We start from the raw sequence: 18,914 nt of genomic DNA, 5'->3' as shown, positions 1-18,914 counted from the left end.
ACGTGCAGGCTGTCGCGGTCGGCTTCGGAATGCACCGCCACAGTGGCAATGCCCATTTCACGGCAAGCGCGGAGTACGCGCAAAGCAATTTCGCCACGATTGGCAATTAACACTTTTTTTAACATATTGATTTCCTTTTGTGGAAATGCGTAGGGTGGGTTTTAAACCCACCATTATTTTCAATTTTGTTAATGGAATTGGTGGGTCAAGACCCACCCTACATATTCAGGCAGCCTGAAATCGTAAAAATATCAGATATGTATAACCATAGGTTACTTGTGCGTGGCATTCTGCGGAAAAGCATCTTTCAGCATATCAAGCGGATTGCATGAACCTTCATGCAGTTCAAGAATTTCACTTACGGCAAACTGCATTTCGGTTTGCGTCATAGGATATGCTGCCGCGGCGGCACTTAACTCAGGTTCAGCTTCGGGATAAAACGGTTCTGCAATAACCCATGCAAAAAAATTGGCATGCGGACGTTGGTCGGATAAAGATGGGTATTTTTGCATGTATTGACGAATGGTGCGTTCGTCATCAGCCTTGTCAAATTTACCTGACCAAACGGTTTGGAGGTCGGTGCAGGGCGAAAACAATACTTGGTTATTTTTTTCCTGCACCATAACGCTATATAAATCTTTTGCAGATGCGACTGTATGCCCAACCAGCAAAAAAAACGCAGCCAACAACCATTTTGCCATCTGAACGCGCCTTTTATTCAATGATAAACAAAGGCTCGCCAAATTCCACAGGCGTACCGTTTTCCACCAAAATTTCTTTGATGACACCCGATTTTTCCGCTTCAATCTCGTTCATCAACTTCATGGCTTCAATAATGCACAAAGTCTGCCCTTCTTTTACGGTCTGACCCACTTCCACAAAAGCGGCGGCGGTGGGGCTGGGGGCACGGTAGAATGTGCCAACCATGGGCGATTTTTGTGCGGACGACAAATCACGCGCAGCAGGGGCGGCTGGTGCAGCCGCAGCCGCTTGAACGGGGGCAGCAGCTTGTGGTGCAGGCGCGGCAGCCTGAACAGGCGCAGGCGCATACACGGTTTGCACCGCAGGCGCGGCTACCGAACGTGTGATGCGAACTTTTTCTTCGCCTTCGGTAACTTCGATTTCAGCAATGCCTGATTCTTCAACCAAATCAATCAGTTTTTTGAGTTTGCGTAAATCCATTTTAAAAAATCCTGTAAATTTGAAAGTCGTATGAAAATTGTCAAAATAAGCGGTTTCAGGCAGTCTGAAAACCCAAATTTGGGGAAATTTCGCTTGGTAAAATAAACGCGATTTTGGCGAAGTTGTCGGTAAAAGTCCAGCAAAATATCACAAAAAACGCAAAAATGCGATTTTTGTGATATTGTAAAAATTGATGATTGTGTGTATTTGAATGAATTGTTTGAGATAAGTTTTTCATTATTTTAGAATAATGGCACTATTTAATTTTGGGGAGTTAAGTGGCTGCCTGAAAATTTGAGTGGTTTTATTCTGCCCAAATATCGTGTTTTCGGCGACGTTTGAGCAAAATGCGAACTGCGCCATCGTTGCCTTTGTGTGGTTCGCAGTAGGCCAAGACTTCGGGGTGTTGCATGAGCCAACGGCGTACCAGTGATTTTAAAACGGGTATGTAACCGTTTGAACCTAAACCGCTTCCGTGTATGATTTCGCCACACACACCGCGTTGTTGTACAAATTCAATGAATTCGTTTAAAACGGTCTGTGCTTGTTCTTGAGTGTAGCCGTGTAAATCTACATCGGCAACCACTTCCCAATAACCTGCTTGCAAACGTTTGATGTCGTTACTACCCTGTCCATTTTTGCTGAATGTGGCAGGAATTGTCATGATGCTATTACCTTCGCCAATGTAGAAAAAATCAGTTTGTTCATTGACTGGGTCTTGGCTTTTGTCGCGCGGTTTAATAGGGCTTTTATCGGGTGGGGCAATGTAATGGTTATGGGGTTTTAAGGGAATAACGTCTTTCATTAAAGTAGCAAAGTCCACTTCTGCTGTTGCTTGTTTGTGTTTTTCTGCGATTATTTGAGCTGTTCGTTGTGCTTCGGCTTGGCGTTTGGCTTGTTGGTGTAAGGCTTTGAGTTTGTCTTGAAAATTCATGATTGTGTTTTTGATTAGTTTGTTGTGTTTCAGGCGGCTTGGATTGATGTCAATGGGCGTAGGCTGCCTGAAAATTTCAGGCAGCCATGCTTGTGTTTAGCTTGTATGTAACTCACGTTGACGGCGTGTTTCCGCCAAAACCATGCCCGCTGACACCGAAATATTCATACTCTCCACTGTGCCAAACATCGGAATGGACACCAGCTCATCGCAATGCTCGCGCGTGAGCCGTCTCATGCCCTCGCCCTCGTTGCCCATCACCCACGCTACCGCTTGCGGAATGTTGTAGTGGAATAAATCCGATTTGCCGCCCATGTCTGTGCCGACCACCCAAATGCCGTATTCTTTCAATTCGCGCAAAGTCCGCGCCAAATTCGTAACCATGATGTATGGCACGGTTTCTGCCGCGCCACACGCCACTTTGCTTACGGTCGCGTTCAAGCCCGCGCTTTTGTCTTTGGGTGCGATGACTGCGTGAACGCCCATCGCGTCTGCTGTCCGCAAACATGCACCTAAATTGTGGGGGTCGGTGATGCCGTCCAACACCAGTAAAAACGGCGGTTCTTGCAGATTTTCCAGCACATCTTCCAAATGAACGTGGTTTTTAGAAGCATCAATAAAGCCAACCACGCCTTGATGTCGTCCCCCTTTTGCGATTGCATTCAAGCGGTCGGCATCGGCAAAATGCACACGCACATTTTCATCGGCGGCTTTTTGTAACACTTCGCGGGTACGTGCATCGGTTTTGTTTTCCAAAATATACAGTTCGGTAATGGATTTTGCGTTTTGCCACAAACGGGCATTGATGGCGTGAAAGCCGTAAATCAATCTTTGGTTGGACATATTTTTGATTTTGAAATAAATATTGTATTATAAATGCGGTTTCAGGCAGCCTTAATCATTTTGAGGCTGCCTGAAAAGATTTTATGCGGTTAGCGTGCCTTTAGTGGACGGCATTTTGCCTGCCATGCGCTCATCGTGTTCAACTGCCATACGCAAAGCGCGTCCAAATGCTTTGAAAATGGTTTCGGCTTGATGATGGGCATTTTTGCCACGAATGTTGTCAATGTGAAGTGTCATCATCGCGTGATTGACCAAGCCGTGAAAAAATTCGCTGAACAAATCCACATCAAATCGCCCAATCAGGGCGCGTGTGTATTCAACGTGGTATTCCAAACCTGCTCGCCCCGACAAATCCAAAACCACGCGGCTTAATGATTCGTCAAGTGGCACATAGGCGTGTCCGTAGCGGTGTATGCCCATTTTGTCGCCCAAGGCTTGTTTGAGGGCTTGTCCCAAGGTAATGCCGATGTCTTCTACGGTGTGGTGGTCGTCTATGTGCAAATCGCCTTTGCAAACAATGTCTAAATCAATCAAGCCGTGTCGGGCGATTTGGTCTAGCATGTGTTCTAAAAATGGCACGCCTGTGTCAAAGTGGGCTTTGCCTGTGCCGTCTAAATTGATGGAAATGGTGATTTGGGTTTCGCTGGTGTTGCGGGTAATGGTTGCGGTACGCATGATGTTGTCGTTATGTGATGGAAGAGAAGTGGCAGTTTACCGAAACCTACTGCCTGGGACAAGTATAGTTGCAGAATTGAAAAAGCGCTACGGCATTGCCCATGCTCTTATATACTATAAAATTTGTACAGGGCGGATATGCTTGCTTTGTATTGCATTTTTACTTCATACGACCATAAGTATTCATGGCTGCCTGAAAAATATAAGGTGCAAAAAAATGGTGTGGATTTTTATCCACACCCAAAACACACACATCAAGAGGAAAATGTTAAACAGGAAATCAAAAATTATTGCATTACTTTGAATATTTTTGAGCTTCTTCATCTTTGTCAGCTTGTTTTTTAACCCAGAAAAATAAGAAAGTAGCCATACCAATAATGAAACAGATGGTAAACAATGACAATATCCCGATTGGGGATTTAAACAGTTCAAGGAAAAGTTCCATGGTTTGTGTCCTTTTACGCTTGTTTTTGTTGGGGCGAATTATGGTTTATGAACGTTTGGGGTGTTTTGATTTAAATCAATGATTGACCTGTTTGCTGGGCTAAATCATAAAAAATCACGGCAAAATGCTAAAAACTGTTAAACTGGATACGCGTTTTACAATAAATTAAAGGAAAAACCATGTTATTGGGCATCAATATTGACCATGTTGCTACTTTGCGTAATGCACGAGGTACCACTTATCCCAGTCCACTTGAAGCGGCGTTGATTTCGGAAACGCATGGTGCGGATTTGATTACTTTGCATTTGCGTGAAGACCGTCGCCACATTAAAGATGCAGATGTTTTTGTCATCAAGAAAGCCATCAGAACGCGTTTGAATTTGGAAATGGCGATGACCGAAGAAATGCTGGCAAATGCTTTAAATGTTTTGCCCGAAGATGTGTGTATTGTGCCAGAGCGTCGAGAAGAAGTAACCACTGAGGGTGGTTTGGATGTTTTGAGACATTTTGATAAAGTGGCACATTACATCAAACAATTGCATCAGGTAGGTATTCGGGTTTCCATTTTCATTGCACCCGATTGCCTGCAAATTCAGGCAGCATATGATGCAGGGGCGCGTGTGATTGAACTGCATACAGGAGCGTATGCCGATGCCCAAAACACGCAACAGCGTGAGCATGAATTAAGGCGCATTCGTGCTGCTGCTGAATTTGCTGCTAACTTGGATATGACGGTGAATGCAGGGCATGGTTTGACAATACACAATGTTGCGCCCATCGCGCAAATTCCGCAAATTGTGGAATTGAATATTGGTCATGCCATTATTGCACAAGCCGTTTTTTTGGGGCTGCCTGAAGCCATCAAACAGATGAAAGAAGCCATTTATCGGGCGCGGAGTGCAATGTGATATACGGCATTGGTACAGATATTTTGGATATCAAACGCATTGCCTATTTGTATGAACGTTATGGCGATGCTTTACCGCGCCGCATTCTTCATGAAGATGAGTGGGTCATATTTTCAGGCAGCCAAGACAAAATTCGTTTTCTTGCTAAACGCTTTGCTGCCAAAGAAGCCTTTTCAAAAGCCGTTGGCACAGGGATACGCGAACCTGTTAGCTTGCGTCATATTGCTGTTGCACACAATGAATTGGGTAAACCTGAATTTGTTTGTGCACCTGAATTGCGGTTTTTTTTGTCAGAATGCGGCATTCACAGCGTGCATTTGAGTTTAAGCGATGAAAAAGATTGCGTTTTGGCATTTGCGATTGCAGAGGCTGCCTGAAACATTTTAAAACCCGTATTCATCATTTTGTTGCTGATGATGAATACGGGTTTTTGTGGAGCAGGGGAGGGGTAGGTCAAAATGTGTTTGACAAGGGTTTCAAGCTAAACAAAATCTCCCCATAAAGTTTGCATGGCGGCAATAGCAGCCAAAGATGTGGTTTCGGTACGCAAAACGCGTTGCCCCAAAGTAATGGCTTGAAAACCTGCTGCCCGAGCCGCGTTTTCTTCGGCGGCAGTCCAGCCACCTTCTGGTCCTATCATCAGTTGTACACTTTGTGGCAAGCTGAAATCACGCAAACTGTGTGCGTGGTTTAAACTCATCAGCAATTTCAAATCTGATTCAGGTAGCATTTTCAGGCAGCCTGAAAAATCCATAATGGGTAAAACCTGTGGTACGGTGTTTCGTCCACTTTGCTCGCAAGCGGCTATCACAATTTCTTGCCAACGTTGCACCTTTCTTTCAGCACGCTCGCCCGTTAAGCGTACCACACAACGTTCGCTGATAATCGGAAAAATGGACGATACACCCAATTCCACGCTTTTTTGTAGAGTGAAATCCATGCGTTCGCCGCTGGAAATGGCCTGGATTAAGTGGATTTTTAATGGGCTTTCCCGATTGATAAGGTGTTTTTGTCCAACCAAACAAGCGGCATGACGCTTGCCTAATTCGCTTAATTGTGCGGGATATTCGCAGCCGTCGCTATTAAATAAAGTGAGATTATCGCCTGTTTTTAAACGCAAAACTTGAATATGGCGAACAATGTTTTCAGGCAGCATCAAAGTGCTGTTTTCAATAAGGGGGGGGGGAAGATAAAAACGTGGCATTGTGGCAACTTTGTTCAGAATGTTAAAATCGCGTTTTTGCAAATGCCCATATTTTAACAAAAGCCAAACATGAAACCCATAGCCTTTTTGGAGTCTGTTGTTCACGACATCGCTACCACCGAAATCATGCCCTATTATTTGAAGGTGGAAAGCGCACGCAAAACAGATGGTAGTATGCTTTCACAAGCCGATTTGGCAGCGCAAACTGCATTGTTAAGCAGGCTGCCTGAAATCATTGCGGCACCTGTTCTGGGCGAAGAAATGACGTTTGAAGAGCAGCAAACACTGTGGTATGCCGCACAGAATACGGGTTTGTGGGTGCTTGACCCGATTGATGGTACCAATAATTTTGTCAATGGCATTCCCCATTTTGCGGTGTCGGTGGCTTATGTTCAACACGGTCGTGCACAATTGGGTGTGGTTTACAATCCTGTAACAGGTGAAAGTTTTACTGCTGAACGTGGTAAAGGGGCTTTTTTGAATGGGCAACAATTGCCTTTGCGTCAGGTGTCAAAGCGTTTGCGTGAGGCAGTGGCTGGTGTGGAGGTAAAGCGTTTGCGTTCGGCAAAATTGGTCAGTGGCATCAATAATTTTGCACCTTTTGGTACTTTGCGTTGCATGGGCAGCAGTACTTTGGATTGGTGTTACCTTGCAGCAGGTCGTTACGACATTTATTTGCATGGTGGGCAGAATTTATGGGACTACGCCGCAGGCGCACTAATTTTGGAAGAAGCAGGTGGTTTGTTGGCAACTTTGGAAGGCGATGATTTTTGGAGTGGCAAACACGTTTTTCAGCGTTCTGTGATTGCAGCAGGGCAAGCTGATTTATTTGCCAAATGGTTGGATTGGGTTAGAAAAAATCAATGATTGATGTTACCATATTCTTCAGGCAGCCTGAAAATGGAAAATTTTCCTTTCAGGCTGCCTGAAATATTAAATGGTCAAGATTATTGGTCTTGTTCTTCTTTTGGCAAACGCACAATTGCCGCCACCAAACCGCCCCAAATAATCGCCATAGCGATGGCCATCATCAAAATTGCTGCTCCGCTCATTATTATTTCTCCTGTTTCCATTTGCTTAATGACAATATGCCAGCTATGACAATCAAACCGATTGCCATGCCCCAGCCAAAGGTATTCACAAACCAATCAGGATAGCCTTCGTAGCCTTCTTTGGTAACTTTGATGATTTCACTAATCAACATATAGCCTAAAACAGCTGTGGTTACACTTACTACTACTACCCAACCTTTGCCTAATTTCAATGATGAAACGCTGTTTACATGGTCAGACAAGGTTTTCAGGCTGCCTGAAAGCACTATGCAAGCAATGGAAATAAATGCTACTGCTACAATACCAAAGTTGTTCACGAATTTGTCCATTGTGTCCAGCATAAACAAACCTGTGCTGGTGCCAAACAAAATGACTGAAACCACCGACAAAGGTAAGCACACCACCAAAGTAGCTGGCACTCGTTTCATGTATGTTTTGTCTTGAACTGCCGCGATAATGACTTCCAAAATGGAAATCAGCGATGTTATCCCTGCAAACAACAGTGAGCCAAAGAACAATACGCCAATTAATGCCCCTCCTGCAGGAAGCTGGTCAATAATGGTGGGGAATGCGATGAACGCCAAACCGATGCCTGAGGTTACTACTTCGCTGACTTCTTTGCCCATGCCTTGCGCCATGAAACCCAAAGCAGCAAATACACCTACGCCTGCTAAAATTTCAAAGCTGCTGTTGGCAAAACCGACTACCAAGCCTGCACCACTTAAATCCGATTTGGGTTTTAAATAGGAGGAATAGGTAATCATAATGCCAAAACAGATGGATAATGAAAAGAAAATTTGCCCATAAGCGGCAATCCATACGCTGGGTTCAGCCAATTTGTCCCAGTTTGGCGTGAATAATGCGTCCAAACCTTTGGTTGCGCCTGGTAAAAATAAAGAGTACACCACCAAAATACCAAACATCAGGGTCAATAGAGGCATCAAAATTGTACTGGCTTTACCGATGCCTTTTTGTACGCCTGTTGCCAATAAAGCAAGTACAACCAGCCAAACACCCAATAATGGGAATACCACGCCACCAACAAAGTCCATGCTCACACCAGCACCTTCTGCCAATTTCAGGTATTCGCCAAAGAAAAACGCTTTCGGGTCTTTACCCCATGCGCTGTTGAGCGAGAAGTAGGTATAGCTGGCTGCCCAGCCGATAATTACGGCGTAATAAATCGCGATAATCACGTTAATCAGCACTTGCCACCAACCAAAAATTTCAAATTTGCGGTTTAAACGGCGAAATGACAACGGCGCTGAGCTGCGATATTTGTGTCCAATTGCGTAATCCAGAAATAGAATCGGGATACCTGCGGTCAAAAGCGCAATTAAATAGGGAATGATGAACGCGCCACCACCATTGTCGTAGGTAACATAGGGGAAACGCCAGATGTTGCCTAAACCCACCGCTGAACCGATGGCAGCGAAAATGAATGCCCCTCGTCCCGAGAAACTCTCGCGTTGAGGCGTTTGTTTTTGATTATCAGACATGATTTTCTGCCTTTAAAATTGGAATTGACAAGACACCCCATTCTCAACGTTATGATTTAAAATTGAGAACCTGTATTCATCAGATTGATAGATGGGTTGTTATTGTAAAATCATGCGAATACAAGGCGGATTTTTGTGCCAATAATGAATGTTTGGCACAAAAATCCAACGCAGTAGGTGCGTGATTAGGTAATAGAAGCCACTTATCATCATAGAAATGAAAAAGCAATACAAGGCGATAACAAGAGCCGTGTACACACCTGTACATAAAGGCGTTGGCAACACCGTAGTACTTTTTTAGTTCTACGACCATATCAAGATTGTGAATACAGGTTCTTATTTCAGTAACTTAATTCCTTCCCTTGTGGGGAAAGACCACGAAAAGGGCAAAATGCAACATTAAAGAAAGGCAAATGTGATTTTATTCAAAAATCAATATGTTCTTTAAAAATCAATTAGGTTAATGATTTGGCGATTTTCCCTCATTCTGGCGTGTAGCATACTTTATTGTCCAAATGGAAAAGAAAGCAGAGCCAGATTGCTGAAAATAATGAAGCTTTGTAACATCATCTTTGGTTTTCTTTTTCAAAAATTATGGTGTTGAGAATGACGTACAAAAGCAGAAATATGCCGAATTTTTGCTTGAAAGTAAAGTTTTTTTGATAATCGTCAAGATTGAGTTAGCTTAATGACTGTAAAGGCTGCCTGAAAAATACCTTAAACTCAATGAGAAAGGACTTTCAGGCAGCCTGATTTGATAATTTAAGGGTGTTTTTAAGCAGCCAAAATCGCTGTTTTGAAGGTTTGTACTAATTCACTTACGGCTTCAATTTCACAGTCAACATGGTTTTCAATGGTTTGGACAATGCGACTGCCCACAATAGCGGCATCGGCAATTTGTGCGATTTTTTGTGCACTTGCGGCATCGCTGATGCCAAAACCCACACCAATGGGTAAATGAATATGTTGTTTTAAAACGGCTATTTTTTGGGCAACGGCTTGGGTGTCCAATTGTGCTGAACCTGTTACGCCTTTGAGTGAAACATAATACACAAAACCACCTGCTTGTTTTGCAATGGCTTGCATTCGTGCTTCTGTGGTAGTTGGTGCGACTAGGAAAATGCTGTCTATGCCGTGTTGTTTCAGTGCATTGTGTAGAGGTTGAGCAGTTTCAATGGGATTATCTACTGTTAAAACACCATCCACGCCTGCATCGGCACAGGCTTGGGCAAATACTTCATAACCCATTTTGTGTACAGGATTGAGATAACCCATTAATACAATAGGTGTTGTTTGATTGGTTTTACGAAAACGGGCTACGGTTTGTAAAACATTTTTGAGTGAAACACCTTGTGCCAATGCACGTTCTACGGCACGTTGAATGACAGCACCGTCTGCCATAGGGTCGGAGAAAGGAATGCCTAATTCAATGATGTCGGCACCTGAATTTGCCATGCTGTGCATGAGTTTTAAGGTGGCATCCAAATTGGGGTCGCCAGCGGTTATGTAGGTAATTAGGGCTTTGTGATTTGGGTTGTTTTGAAAGGCTTGGGCGATGCGATTCATGGTGTACTTTCTTGTTGTAAAAACGTGATGCATGGTTTTTCAGACAGCCTGAAACGATTTTACCAAATGCGGTTTAACTTTTCTTGAATGGCGTTGCTTATTTCTACACCAAAACGGCGGTTAATCAGGCGCAATAAATCATCGTCTTGTGGGGTGTAATCCACCAATTCGGGAGCTTGAACCACATCACGAGCTATTGTGTACACGTTACCAAAATCGTCAATTAAACCAACTTTTTGTGCTTCAATGCCTGTGTAAATACGACCGCTGAATAAATCAGGGTTATCGTTTTCTTTTAATTTTGAACCGCGCCCTTCACGCACGGCTTTGATGAATTCGGCGTGAATTTGGTCTAACATTTGTTGCCATACGGCTTGTTGTTCGGGTGTTTCGGGGGTGAATGGGTCGCCCATGCCTTTGTTGTTGCCTGCAATGCGAACGCGGCGTTTTACCCCCAATTTTTCCATGAGACCAGTTGCATCAAACCCGCTGCCAATTACGCCAATGCTGCCAACCAAGCTAGATGGGTCGGCGTAAATTTTATCGGCTGCGGCGGCAATGTAGTAGCAACCTGAAGCACACATGTCTTCGGCAACTACATACACGGGTATGCCTTGATTTTGTGCTTTTAAGCGGCGTATCTCACCAAAAGCGATATTGGAAACCACAGGTGAACCACCAGGGCTGTTAGCACGAATAATAATGGCTTTGGCATTTTTATTTTTGTATGCTGCTTCCATGCCTTTTCGCAAAATTTCCACTTGGTCATGGTGTTCATCGCCACCAATGACACCTGTTAAATTGATGACAGCAGTATGTTCTTTGCGAGAAGAAAAGGGTTGATGTTCATTTTTTTCGCTGTTGCGATTGCTGTTGAGAACACCTGTTGCGATGGTTAAGAACACCAAAAATGCGGCACCACGCCAAATGTTGCGCCACAGTCGTGCACGGCGTTGTTCTCGGTAGGCCTCAAATAAAACATCACGCAAAGTGTGTTGCGCCCATTTGTCTTCATGAAAAGTAGGGGAGGGGTCTTGATGATGTTCATCAGGACGGCGAATGCGGTAATTCATAAAATGGTTTCTCAAATTAAAAATGGTTATGGGTTTTCAGGCAGCATGGTGGCTGCCTGAAAACGGGTTAAGCCCAAAAATAACGAACAATATGAAAAAATACGGGTGCAGCAAAACACAGGCTGTCCACGCGGTCGAGCATGCCACCATGTCCGCGTATCATGCGTCCCCAGTCTTTTACACCGAAGCTGCGTTTGATGGCAGACATGACCAAACCACCAAAAAAGCCCATTAAACATACGACAAACCCGATTAAGGCTGCCTGAAAAGGGGTGAAGGGTGTCAGCCAATAGCAGGCTGCGGCAATGAGTGTGGCGGTGGCAATACCACCAACAGTGCCTTCAACGGTTTTATTGGGTGATAAAGCAGGCATAATTTTGCGTTTGCCCATCAATTTGCCCCAAATGTATTGACACACATCGCTGGCTTGAACCACTACCACCATGAAAATCACTAAGAGAATGTTTTGACCTTCAAAACCGTCAATTTTCAAAGTCATCAAGGCAGGAATGTGTGAAATACAAAATAGGGTCATCATGGCACCCCATTGAATTTTGGCTGTACGCTCAAAGAAATTGGTTGTGTTGCCTGCCATCGCAGCGATAATGGGCAACAATAAAAAAGCATAAACAGGAATGAAAATGCTAAACATGCCATACCAGCCTGTTAAAACGAAATAATATTGCATGGGCAGCAAAATATAAAAGCAGGCAGCAATGGTATTGTGGTCGCTACGGTGGCGATAAACCAGCGACATGAATTCACGTAAGGCAGCAAATGAAACACCTAAAAACAGAATGGTTGTGCCAATGTGTCCAAACAAAAACGACAACAGCAAAATCACAATCATGACCCACCATGAATCAATGCGTGCATTGAGATTGGCAATGGTTTCTTGGCGATGCAAAGGCGCACGAGTACGCAAAATTTTACCGATGATGCTGGCGATAATCAAAACCACAAACACACCCAAAAAAACATAGCCTGCCTGAATGGGAAATGAAGTATTCATGTGTTTGCTCCTTGTGATGTGGTTCGGTTTTCATAAGCAACACGTTTGGCAGCTGGTGCTAAATCCAAAAGGGCATTGCGTGTACGCGTTAGGAAAGCATCTTTATCTTCATTTTCTTGAATTTGAATGGGTTTTCCGATATTGACATCACAAATCAAGGGTACAGGTGCAAGTTGCCCTTTGGGTAAGACACGGTTGATATTGTCAATCCAAATGGGGATAAAACGCACATCGGGATTTTCGCGTGCCAAGTGATAAATGCCACTTTTAAAAGGCAAAAGCAAGACATTGTCATCGGTATTGCGTGTTCCTTCTGGGAAGATAATCAAGGAGTCATTGTTTGTTAAAGCTTGGCTCATTTGCGCTGTTATTGCGCTTGGGTTGTTACCATTACGCATAATCAATAAACCATTAAAAACGTGATTGATGATAAACGGACGGATTTTGCCTTTTAACCAATAATCTGCACCTGCAACAGGACGTGCGACGTTGCGCCATGCTTTGGGTAAGGCAATCCAAACCATCACAAAATCGCCATGGCTGCCATGGTTGGCATAATAAACATTGCGTTCAGTTGGAAAATCAAAATCTTTTGCGGGTTTGGGACGAATGCCCGTGATAAAACGAACAAACAAATACAGACTGCGGTCAATCAATTTACTCAGCAGTTTGTGGGTCAAGTTTTTCATTGGCATGCTTTCAAGGAAACAGACTGTCTGAAAAAGTCCATTCATGTTTTGCTTAATTTGGTTTTTCAGGCAGCCCAAAAGAATGTGTAAGGGCGGTTATTCAATACCCATATGCAGATGTATTAGATAAACCGTTTATTAACCTAATTTCGCACGGATAATTTGTTTCACAATTTCATCATCATTTTCAACGATTTGAACGCGCTGCGGCAAATCTTCCAAACCCAACAATTTGGCAGGACGTGGAATACTCACTTCGCCCACCGCTTCGTGTATCGTTGCATCAAATTTGGCGGCAAGCGCGGTTTCCAAGCAAACAATGGTTTCGTTAGGCAAACGCACTTCACGCGCCACTTTCACGCCATCTGCGGTGTGGGGGTCTATCAATTCTTTATCGCTTTCAAACACTTGCTTGATGGTTGCCAAACGGTCGCTGTGGGTGGATTTGCCCGATACGAAACCGTATTTTTCACGGATTTCAGGCAGCTTGTCGCCCAAATCAAAACCTGCGCCCGTGCCAACTTGTTGCCACAAATCAGCGATTTGCTGGCTGTCGCGCCCCACCAAATCAAACACGAAACGCTCAAAATTGGACGCTTTGGAAATGTCCATAGATGGGCTGGACGTAACGTAAGTTTGCGCGGTGCTGCGTGGGCGGTATTCGCCTGTTTGGAAAAATTGGTCAAGCACATCATTTTCGTTGGTGGCGACAATCAGGCGGTCAATGGGCAAACCCATTTGTTTGGCGATGTGTCCCGCGCAAATGTTGCCGAAATTGCCGCTCGGCACGCAAAAGCTGACGCGCTCGCTGTTGTTTTGCGTGGCGCGGAAATAGCCTGCGAAATAGTAAACCACTTGCGCGACAATGCGTCCCCAGTTGATGCTGTTTACCGTGCCGATGTGGTATTTATCTTTGAAACTGTGGTCGTTTTGCACAGCCTTAACAATGTCTTGGCAATCATCAAACATGCCTTTGACGGCGATGTTCACGATGTTTTCGTCTTGCAAACTGAACATTTGGGCGCGTTGAAAGGCGGACATTTTGCCTTCGGGCGAAAGCATAAACACGTTGACGCCTTTTTTGCCGCGCAAAGCGTATTCGGCAGCAGAGCCTGTGTCGCCACTGGTTGCGCCCAAAATGTTCAACTGTTTGTTTTCTTTCGCCAAAACGTATTCAAACAAATTGCCCAAAAATTGCATCGCCATGTCTTTAAACGCCAAAGTGGGACCGTTGGACAAGGCTTGAATTTTGATGCCGTCCGCCAAAGTGCGAACGGGCGTGATTTCGGCGGTGCCAAACACGTCTTCGGTGTAGGTGCGCGATACGATGTCGTGCAAATCTTCGGCTGGGATTTCGGGCGCAAACAAGCTGATGATTTCAAAAGCCAAATTTTTGTAACTCAAATTGCGCCAGTTTGCCAACATGGTTGCGCTGACTTGGGGATAGCTTTCAGGCAGCATTAAGCCGCCATCGGGTGCCAGCCCCATTAACACGATTTGGCTGAATGTTTTGCGTTCGGTTTGACCGCGAGTGCTGATGTAATTCATGTTTTTACCTAAAATTTATTGTGATTTTGTGGATGTATTTGATTATTTTTCAGGCAGCTTGAATGTGTTTTAGGCTGCCTGAAAGCTTATTTGGTTATAAAAGTTTTGCTGAATAAACGTTGGTAACAAGCAGTAACGGTTTGGGTGGTAACATTTGCTACCATTTGTACACGTCCATTTTCACTCATTAATTGTGGTAAATCAGCAGCTGTTATATGGTTAGGTGCTTCTTCGCTGACGCAAGAACAGATTTTGTTTTCCCACTCTTGTTGTTTGGTGCGACTCATGGTTAAAGCAACCAGACGCCATTCATTGCGCGATTGTAACTCACCAATACATTGGTTTTGCACATACATTTTCAATAGAGCTGTACCTGTTTTCATGGCATTGTTTACATTAAAACTGCCACCTGTACCCGAACACGCACTTAATGTTAAGGAAAGGAGCAAAACGCTTGCTGTTTTTTGCATTGTGTGTTGACTTGGATTGAAATGAGAAAAACCGCATTATCGTTAGAAAATGTGTCATAGACAAGCATAATCCGCGCTTTATGTTATACTTCGCCCATTTTTCAGGCTGCCTGAAAAGTTTCAGGCAGCATTTTTTTCATTTAATCCCAATTTGAAGGAAACAAAAAATGTTTGGAAAAGCAGGCATCGGTGGTTTGATGCAACAAGCCCAAAAAATGCAGGAAAACATGAAAAAAGCACAAGCTGAATTGGCACAAACGGAAGTGGAAGGTCAGGCAGGTAATGGTTTGGTCAAAATTACCACAACGTGCAGCCATGTAGTCCGCAAAATTGACATTAGCAGTGATTTGATTGAGCAAGCTGTAGATGATAAAGAAATGTTAGAAGACTTGATTTTGGCTGCATTGGACGATGCATACGGCAAAAGTGAAGCAACTTCTGCGGCGCGTATGGCACAATTTACACAGGGCTTACCCCCTGGTTTTGGTGATTTTTTCAAATAATTTGGAGCAGAGACATGGTTAAAGTTGGCATCATTATGGGCAGCAATAGCGATTGGAATGTCATGCAACACGCCGCGCAAATGTTAGCGCAATTTGGCGTAGAATATGAAGCCAAAGTGGTTTCGGCACACCGTACGCCCGATTTGATGTTTGATTATGCCAAAACTGCTCAAGAGCGTGGATTACAAGCCATTATTGCTGGGGCAGGTGGTGCAGCACATTTACCAGGTATGGTGGCATCACAAACCACTTTACCTGTATTAGGTGTCCCTGTTCCCAGCAAGTATTTGCGTGGCGAAGATTCTTTGTTGTCCATTGTGCAAATGCCAAAAGGTGTGCCTGTTGCCACATTTGCGATTGGAGAAGCAGGTGCAGCCAATGCGGCTTTATTTGCAGTATCGTTGTTGGCAAATCATGATGCTGAACTGGCGCAAAAATTGGTGGCGTTCCGTACCCAACAAACGCAAATGGTGTTAAATATGGCTTTACCTGAATTGGAAACCATTTAAAAACCCGTTCATGAAATAGAAATCCATATCTTCTACATGGGGGCTAATGACAGCATATGCTATGATGTCATTAGCCCCACAATATCATGGATACAGGTGTTTAAATCACCATAAGTCATTTAAGTAGATTTAACATGGCAAGATTGAAAAAGCACTACGGCGTTGCCAATGCCTGTATGTATTTTACACGGCGGACGTTGTTGCCGTGTATTGTATTTTCACTTTTATGACTATATAACAAGGTTGTGGCACATTTTTCAGGCCGATTCAGACGAAAATGAGCGGTACACTTTTCAACATACTGAACAAATGATTTTTTGCGTTTTGAAAAGTGAATGGTTGATAAAATGATTCGATATTTCATCACAGGCGCAAACGGACAAGTCGGCAGCCAACTTGTCGCCCAATTACAAGGCAAAGCCGAAATCTTGGCGACCACCAGCCAAACCCTTGACATCACAAATGAACATGCCGTTTGGCAAACCGTGCGCGATTTCCGCCCCAACATCATCATCAACGCAGCAGCCTACACAGCCGTGGACAAAGCCGAAAGCGAAAGCGATTTGGCTTTTGCCGTCAATGAGTTGGGCGCGAAACATTTGGCACAAGCCGCCAATGAAATCGGTGCAACCATTTTGCACATTTCCACCGACTATGTCTTTGACGGCAAAGGCGAAACCCCTTACCGCGAAACCGACCCAGTCGCCCCACAAAATGTTTACGGCAAAAGCAAATTGGCTGGCGAAATCGCGGTTCAGGCAGCCTGCCCACGCCACATCATTTTGCGTACCGCATGGGTGTTCAACGAACACGGCAACAATTTTGTCAAAACCATGTTGCGTTTGGGCGCGAGCCGCGACAGTTTGGGCGTGGTTGCCGACCAATTTGGCGCACCCACTTACGCAGGCGACATCGCGGCAGCCTTAATTCAAATTGCCGAAAAAATCGTTTCGGGACAATCACATCAATTTGGCGTGTACCATTTTTCAGGCAGCCCTTATGTATCGTGGCACGATTTTGCCAGCGAGATTTTCGCGCAAGCCCACGCGCAAAATGTGTTGGCGCAAATCCCTGTTTTAAATGCGATTACAACTGCGGATTACCCCACGCCAGCGTCTCGCCCAGCCAATTCACGTTTGGATTGTGGCAAAATTCAGGCGAATTTTGGGATTGTGCCTAGCGATTGGCGTAAGGCATTGTTGAATTTGAAAGATTATGTTTGAATGATTTTTCAGGCAGCCTGAACAACCTTTTTCATGAAAGTGAGAACAATGTCGGCATTACTGGAATTGATTATGGGCTAAATGGAACTGTTACAAGCGATTTTTGATAGCAAAAAACAAATCAAACACGATTTACGCCTCAAAGGTAAGCTTTCCAAAGATTCAAAAATCATCTTATTGATATGGTTGTTTGCCATTTTATTTTTGGGATTTGTTGTTTGGTTTGATATGGTTTTGATGAATTCATAATCGGTTTTCAGGCAGCCTGAAACCTTATTTTGCGGATTACAATCATGTATTTAGCAATTATTTTGATGATTTTAGTGGTCTTATTGGGCATTTCTTTGTTAAAAATGGCGCAGTTTGAGCGTCGGTTCAGGCAAAAAGCGTTGGCAAATTTGGGCGACAAACCTGCGACAATCAAAAATATCCAATTGGAAATCAAACGACTGCGACAAAATGGCGACCAAGATGTTTATGGATTTTACCGCACGATTTGGATTTTGACGGGAGGGATGGCTGTGATGGTGCTTTTGGCATGGATTGCATTATTTCAGGCAGCCTGAAAAAAAATATTTTTTGAAAATAAAGGTTTAAAAACATGAACATTATTGACACATCTCTCCCCGATGTAAAATTATTAGAACCCAAAGTGTTTGGCGATGAACACGGCTTTTTTATGGAAACCTTCCGCGATAATTGGTTTCGTGAACACATTGCCAACCGCGTTTTTGTGCAAGAAAACCATTCCAAATCCAGCAAAAACGTCTTGCAAGGCATTGTTGAATTTGAAAGATTATGTTTGAATGATTTTTCAGGCAGCCTGTAAATGTCATAATGAAGGATATGATGATGTTTTATCTATGGAAAAATAAATTGGGCTTTCATTTACCAGATAGCTACGAAGAATTTTTATCGTGTGTAAAAGAAGAAGATGGGCTTGATTATTATGATGATTTTGGCAATGGTGGTTATTTCTATGGCTATAAAAATCTGTTGGAGCGCAATGCGACTTATGATGTGCAAAAAAATGCCCCTGACTATTTTTTAATTGGTCAAGATGGCGATTTGGGCTTTTTTATTCACAAAAAAGGTTACGATGATGCCATTTACGCTTTGGATTTAGGGGCATTAGGTTCAGCAAAAATGCACCATATAGCTGATAATATGGCAGATTTATTAACAAAAATCCTTTCTAATGAAGATGAAAACTGGGATTTGTTTGATGATGAAGATTGATTTTCAGGCAGCCTGAAAATATTATTTAATTTAAGATATTGAAAATATGAACATTATTGAAACATCTATCCCCGATGTCAAATTATTGGAACCCAAAGTGTTTGGCGATGAACGCGGCTTTTTTATGGAAACCTTCCGCGATAATTGGTTTCGTGAACACGTTGCCGACCGCGTTTTTGTGCAAGAAAACCATTCCAAATCCAGCAAAAACGTCTTGCGCGGCTTGCATTATCAACTGGAACACACACAAGGCAAATTGGTGCGCGTGGTGGCTGGCAGCGTGTTTGATGTGGCGGTGGATTTGCGCCGCTCATCGCCCACTTTTGGCAAATGGTTTGGC

Annotated in this window: 24 protein-coding genes and 2 pseudogenes; 10 read left to right on the top strand and 16 right to left on the bottom strand. The window is 43.8% G+C overall.

All coding sequences use genetic code 11. From position 1 onward, the window contains the following. The 7 genes and pseudogenes from Q4B82_RS07025 to Q4B82_RS06995 all read right to left on the bottom strand — a co-directional run. A partial coding sequence (locus Q4B82_RS07025; RefSeq protein WP_303065728.1) for a biotin carboxylase N-terminal domain-containing protein occupies positions 1-125 on the bottom strand: 125 nt, incomplete at its 3' end. A 147-nt stretch (positions 126-272) separates the two neighbouring features. Further along, entirely contained in the window at positions 273-701 is a 429-nt protein-coding gene (locus Q4B82_RS07020) for a hypothetical protein (RefSeq protein WP_303065727.1), read from the bottom strand. A 13-nt stretch (positions 702-714) separates the two neighbouring features. Further along, positions 715-1,182, bottom strand: coding sequence for an acetyl-CoA carboxylase biotin carboxyl carrier protein (gene accB, locus Q4B82_RS07015; protein WP_034294813.1), 468 nt, complete (start codon positions 1,180-1,182; stop codon positions 715-717). 304 nt (positions 1,183-1,486) lie between these two features. After that, entirely contained in the window at positions 1,487-2,116 is a 630-nt protein-coding gene (locus Q4B82_RS07010; RefSeq protein WP_303065726.1) for a Smr/MutS family protein, read from the bottom strand. A 96-nt stretch (positions 2,117-2,212) separates the two neighbouring features. Next, entirely contained in the window at positions 2,213-2,959 is a 747-nt protein-coding gene (gene rlmB, locus Q4B82_RS07005; protein ID WP_303065725.1) for a 23S rRNA (guanosine(2251)-2'-O)-methyltransferase RlmB, read from the bottom strand. Positions 2,960-3,040: 81 nt separating this feature from the next. Continuing rightward, positions 3,041-3,631: pseudogene (hisB, locus tag Q4B82_RS07000) on the bottom strand (imidazoleglycerol-phosphate dehydratase HisB); the annotation flags it as partial. A 298-nt stretch (positions 3,632-3,929) separates the two neighbouring features. After that, entirely contained in the window at positions 3,930-4,079 is a 150-nt protein-coding gene (locus tag Q4B82_RS06995) for a DUF3149 domain-containing protein (RefSeq protein WP_303065724.1), read from the bottom strand. Positions 4,080-4,258: 179 nt separating this feature from the next. Here Q4B82_RS06995 and pdxJ point away from each other — a divergent pair, with 179 nt between their 5' ends. Both pdxJ and acpS read left to right on the top strand, forming a co-directional pair. Next, positions 4,259-4,987, top strand: a complete 729-nt coding sequence (gene pdxJ / locus Q4B82_RS06990; protein WP_303065723.1) for a pyridoxine 5'-phosphate synthase — start codon at positions 4,259-4,261, stop codon at positions 4,985-4,987. Beyond that, positions 4,984-5,364 carry a holo-ACP synthase gene (gene acpS, locus Q4B82_RS06985; RefSeq protein ID WP_303065722.1) on the top strand — a complete coding sequence of 127 codons (381 nt, stop codon included), beginning with the start codon at positions 4,984-4,986 and terminating at the stop codon, positions 5,362-5,364. Before pdxJ ends, acpS begins: the two co-directional genes overlap by 4 nt. Before the next feature lie 104 nt (positions 5,365-5,468). Here the strand turns inward: acpS and Q4B82_RS06980 are convergent, their stop codons facing one another. Next, on the bottom strand, positions 5,469-6,191 hold the full coding sequence (locus tag Q4B82_RS06980; RefSeq protein WP_303065721.1) for a 16S rRNA (uracil(1498)-N(3))-methyltransferase: 723 nt from the start codon (positions 6,189-6,191) through the stop codon (positions 5,469-5,471). Between the two features lie 69 nt (positions 6,192-6,260). Here Q4B82_RS06980 and Q4B82_RS06975 point away from each other — a divergent pair, with 69 nt between their 5' ends. Further along, positions 6,261-7,058, top strand: coding sequence for an inositol monophosphatase (locus tag Q4B82_RS06975; RefSeq protein ID WP_303065720.1), 798 nt, complete (start codon positions 6,261-6,263; stop codon positions 7,056-7,058). A gap of 80 nt (positions 7,059-7,138) precedes the next feature. On the opposite strand, the gene Q4B82_RS06970 is transcribed toward Q4B82_RS06975, so the two are convergent. The 8 genes from Q4B82_RS06970 to Q4B82_RS06935 all read right to left on the bottom strand — a co-directional run bounded on the left by Q4B82_RS06970 (position 7,139) and on the right by Q4B82_RS06935 (position 15,100). Next, positions 7,139-7,243 (bottom strand): methionine/alanine import family NSS transporter small subunit, encoded by a 105-nt coding sequence (locus Q4B82_RS06970; protein WP_303065719.1) that lies wholly within the window; start codon positions 7,241-7,243, stop codon positions 7,139-7,141. A 2-nt stretch (positions 7,244-7,245) separates the two neighbouring features. Further along, the gene (locus tag Q4B82_RS06965; RefSeq protein WP_303065718.1) at positions 7,246-8,742 is read right to left on the bottom strand and encodes a sodium-dependent transporter; all 1,497 of its coding nucleotides are present in this window, start codon (positions 8,740-8,742) and stop codon (positions 7,246-7,248) included. Positions 8,743-9,516: 774 nt separating this feature from the next. Further along, positions 9,517-10,308 (bottom strand): tryptophan synthase subunit alpha, encoded by a 792-nt coding sequence (gene trpA / locus Q4B82_RS06960; RefSeq protein ID WP_303065717.1) that lies wholly within the window; start codon positions 10,306-10,308, stop codon positions 9,517-9,519. Between the two features lie 59 nt (positions 10,309-10,367). Beyond that, on the bottom strand, positions 10,368-11,381 hold the full coding sequence (locus tag Q4B82_RS06955) for a S49 family peptidase (RefSeq protein WP_303065716.1): 1,014 nt from the start codon (positions 11,379-11,381) through the stop codon (positions 10,368-10,370). 67 nt (positions 11,382-11,448) lie between these two features. Further along, positions 11,449-12,393, bottom strand: coding sequence for a phosphatidate cytidylyltransferase (locus tag Q4B82_RS06950; protein ID WP_303065715.1), 945 nt, complete (start codon positions 12,391-12,393; stop codon positions 11,449-11,451). Continuing rightward, complete coding sequence (locus Q4B82_RS06945) at positions 12,390-13,082, bottom strand: 1-acyl-sn-glycerol-3-phosphate acyltransferase (protein ID WP_303065714.1); 693 nt, start codon at positions 13,080-13,082, stop codon at positions 12,390-12,392. Before Q4B82_RS06945 ends, Q4B82_RS06950 begins: the two co-directional genes overlap by 4 nt. Before the next feature lie 138 nt (positions 13,083-13,220). Further along, positions 13,221-14,630: a threonine synthase gene (gene thrC, locus Q4B82_RS06940; protein ID WP_303065713.1), complete on the bottom strand. Its 1,410-nt coding sequence runs from the start codon at positions 14,628-14,630 to the stop codon at positions 13,221-13,223. Positions 14,631-14,716: 86 nt separating this feature from the next. After that, on the bottom strand, positions 14,717-15,100 hold the full coding sequence (locus Q4B82_RS06935) for a hypothetical protein (protein WP_303065712.1): 384 nt from the start codon (positions 15,098-15,100) through the stop codon (positions 14,717-14,719). 167 nt (positions 15,101-15,267) lie between these two features. Here Q4B82_RS06935 and Q4B82_RS06930 point away from each other — a divergent pair, with 167 nt between their 5' ends. The 7 genes and pseudogenes from Q4B82_RS06930 to Q4B82_RS06900 form a co-directional block, all read left to right on the top strand. Then, complete coding sequence (locus Q4B82_RS06930) at positions 15,268-15,603, top strand: YbaB/EbfC family nucleoid-associated protein (RefSeq protein ID WP_303065711.1); 336 nt, start codon at positions 15,268-15,270, stop codon at positions 15,601-15,603. Positions 15,604-15,617: 14 nt separating this feature from the next. Beyond that, positions 15,618-16,112 (top strand): 5-(carboxyamino)imidazole ribonucleotide mutase, encoded by a 495-nt coding sequence (gene purE, locus Q4B82_RS06925; RefSeq protein WP_303065710.1) that lies wholly within the window; start codon positions 15,618-15,620, stop codon positions 16,110-16,112. Positions 16,113-16,459: 347 nt separating this feature from the next. Further along, positions 16,460-17,335 (top strand): dTDP-4-dehydrorhamnose reductase, encoded by an 876-nt coding sequence (rfbD, locus tag Q4B82_RS06920; RefSeq protein ID WP_303065709.1) that lies wholly within the window; start codon positions 16,460-16,462, stop codon positions 17,333-17,335. Positions 17,336-17,628: 293 nt separating this feature from the next. After that, positions 17,629-17,901 (top strand): hypothetical protein, encoded by a 273-nt coding sequence (locus tag Q4B82_RS06915; protein WP_303065708.1) that lies wholly within the window; start codon positions 17,629-17,631, stop codon positions 17,899-17,901. Positions 17,902-17,936: 35 nt separating this feature from the next. Further along, positions 17,937-18,116, top strand: a pseudogene (locus Q4B82_RS06910) (dTDP-4-dehydrorhamnose 3,5-epimerase family protein); the annotation flags it as partial. Between the two features lie 56 nt (positions 18,117-18,172). Continuing rightward, a complete protein-coding gene (locus Q4B82_RS06905; protein ID WP_303065707.1) occupies positions 18,173-18,574 on the top strand; it encodes an SMI1/KNR4 family protein in 402 nt (133 codons plus the stop codon). A gap of 46 nt (positions 18,575-18,620) precedes the next feature. Next, on the top strand, positions 18,621-18,914 hold a 294-nt coding region (locus tag Q4B82_RS06900; RefSeq protein ID WP_303065705.1), incomplete at its 3' end, for a dTDP-4-dehydrorhamnose 3,5-epimerase family protein.

This window comes from Alysiella sp. (genome assembly GCF_030525755.1).
In the GTDB taxonomy this organism is placed as follows: Bacteria; Pseudomonadota; Gammaproteobacteria; order Burkholderiales; family Neisseriaceae; genus Simonsiella.
This window is presented reverse-complemented; position numbering and strand designations above follow the sequence as displayed.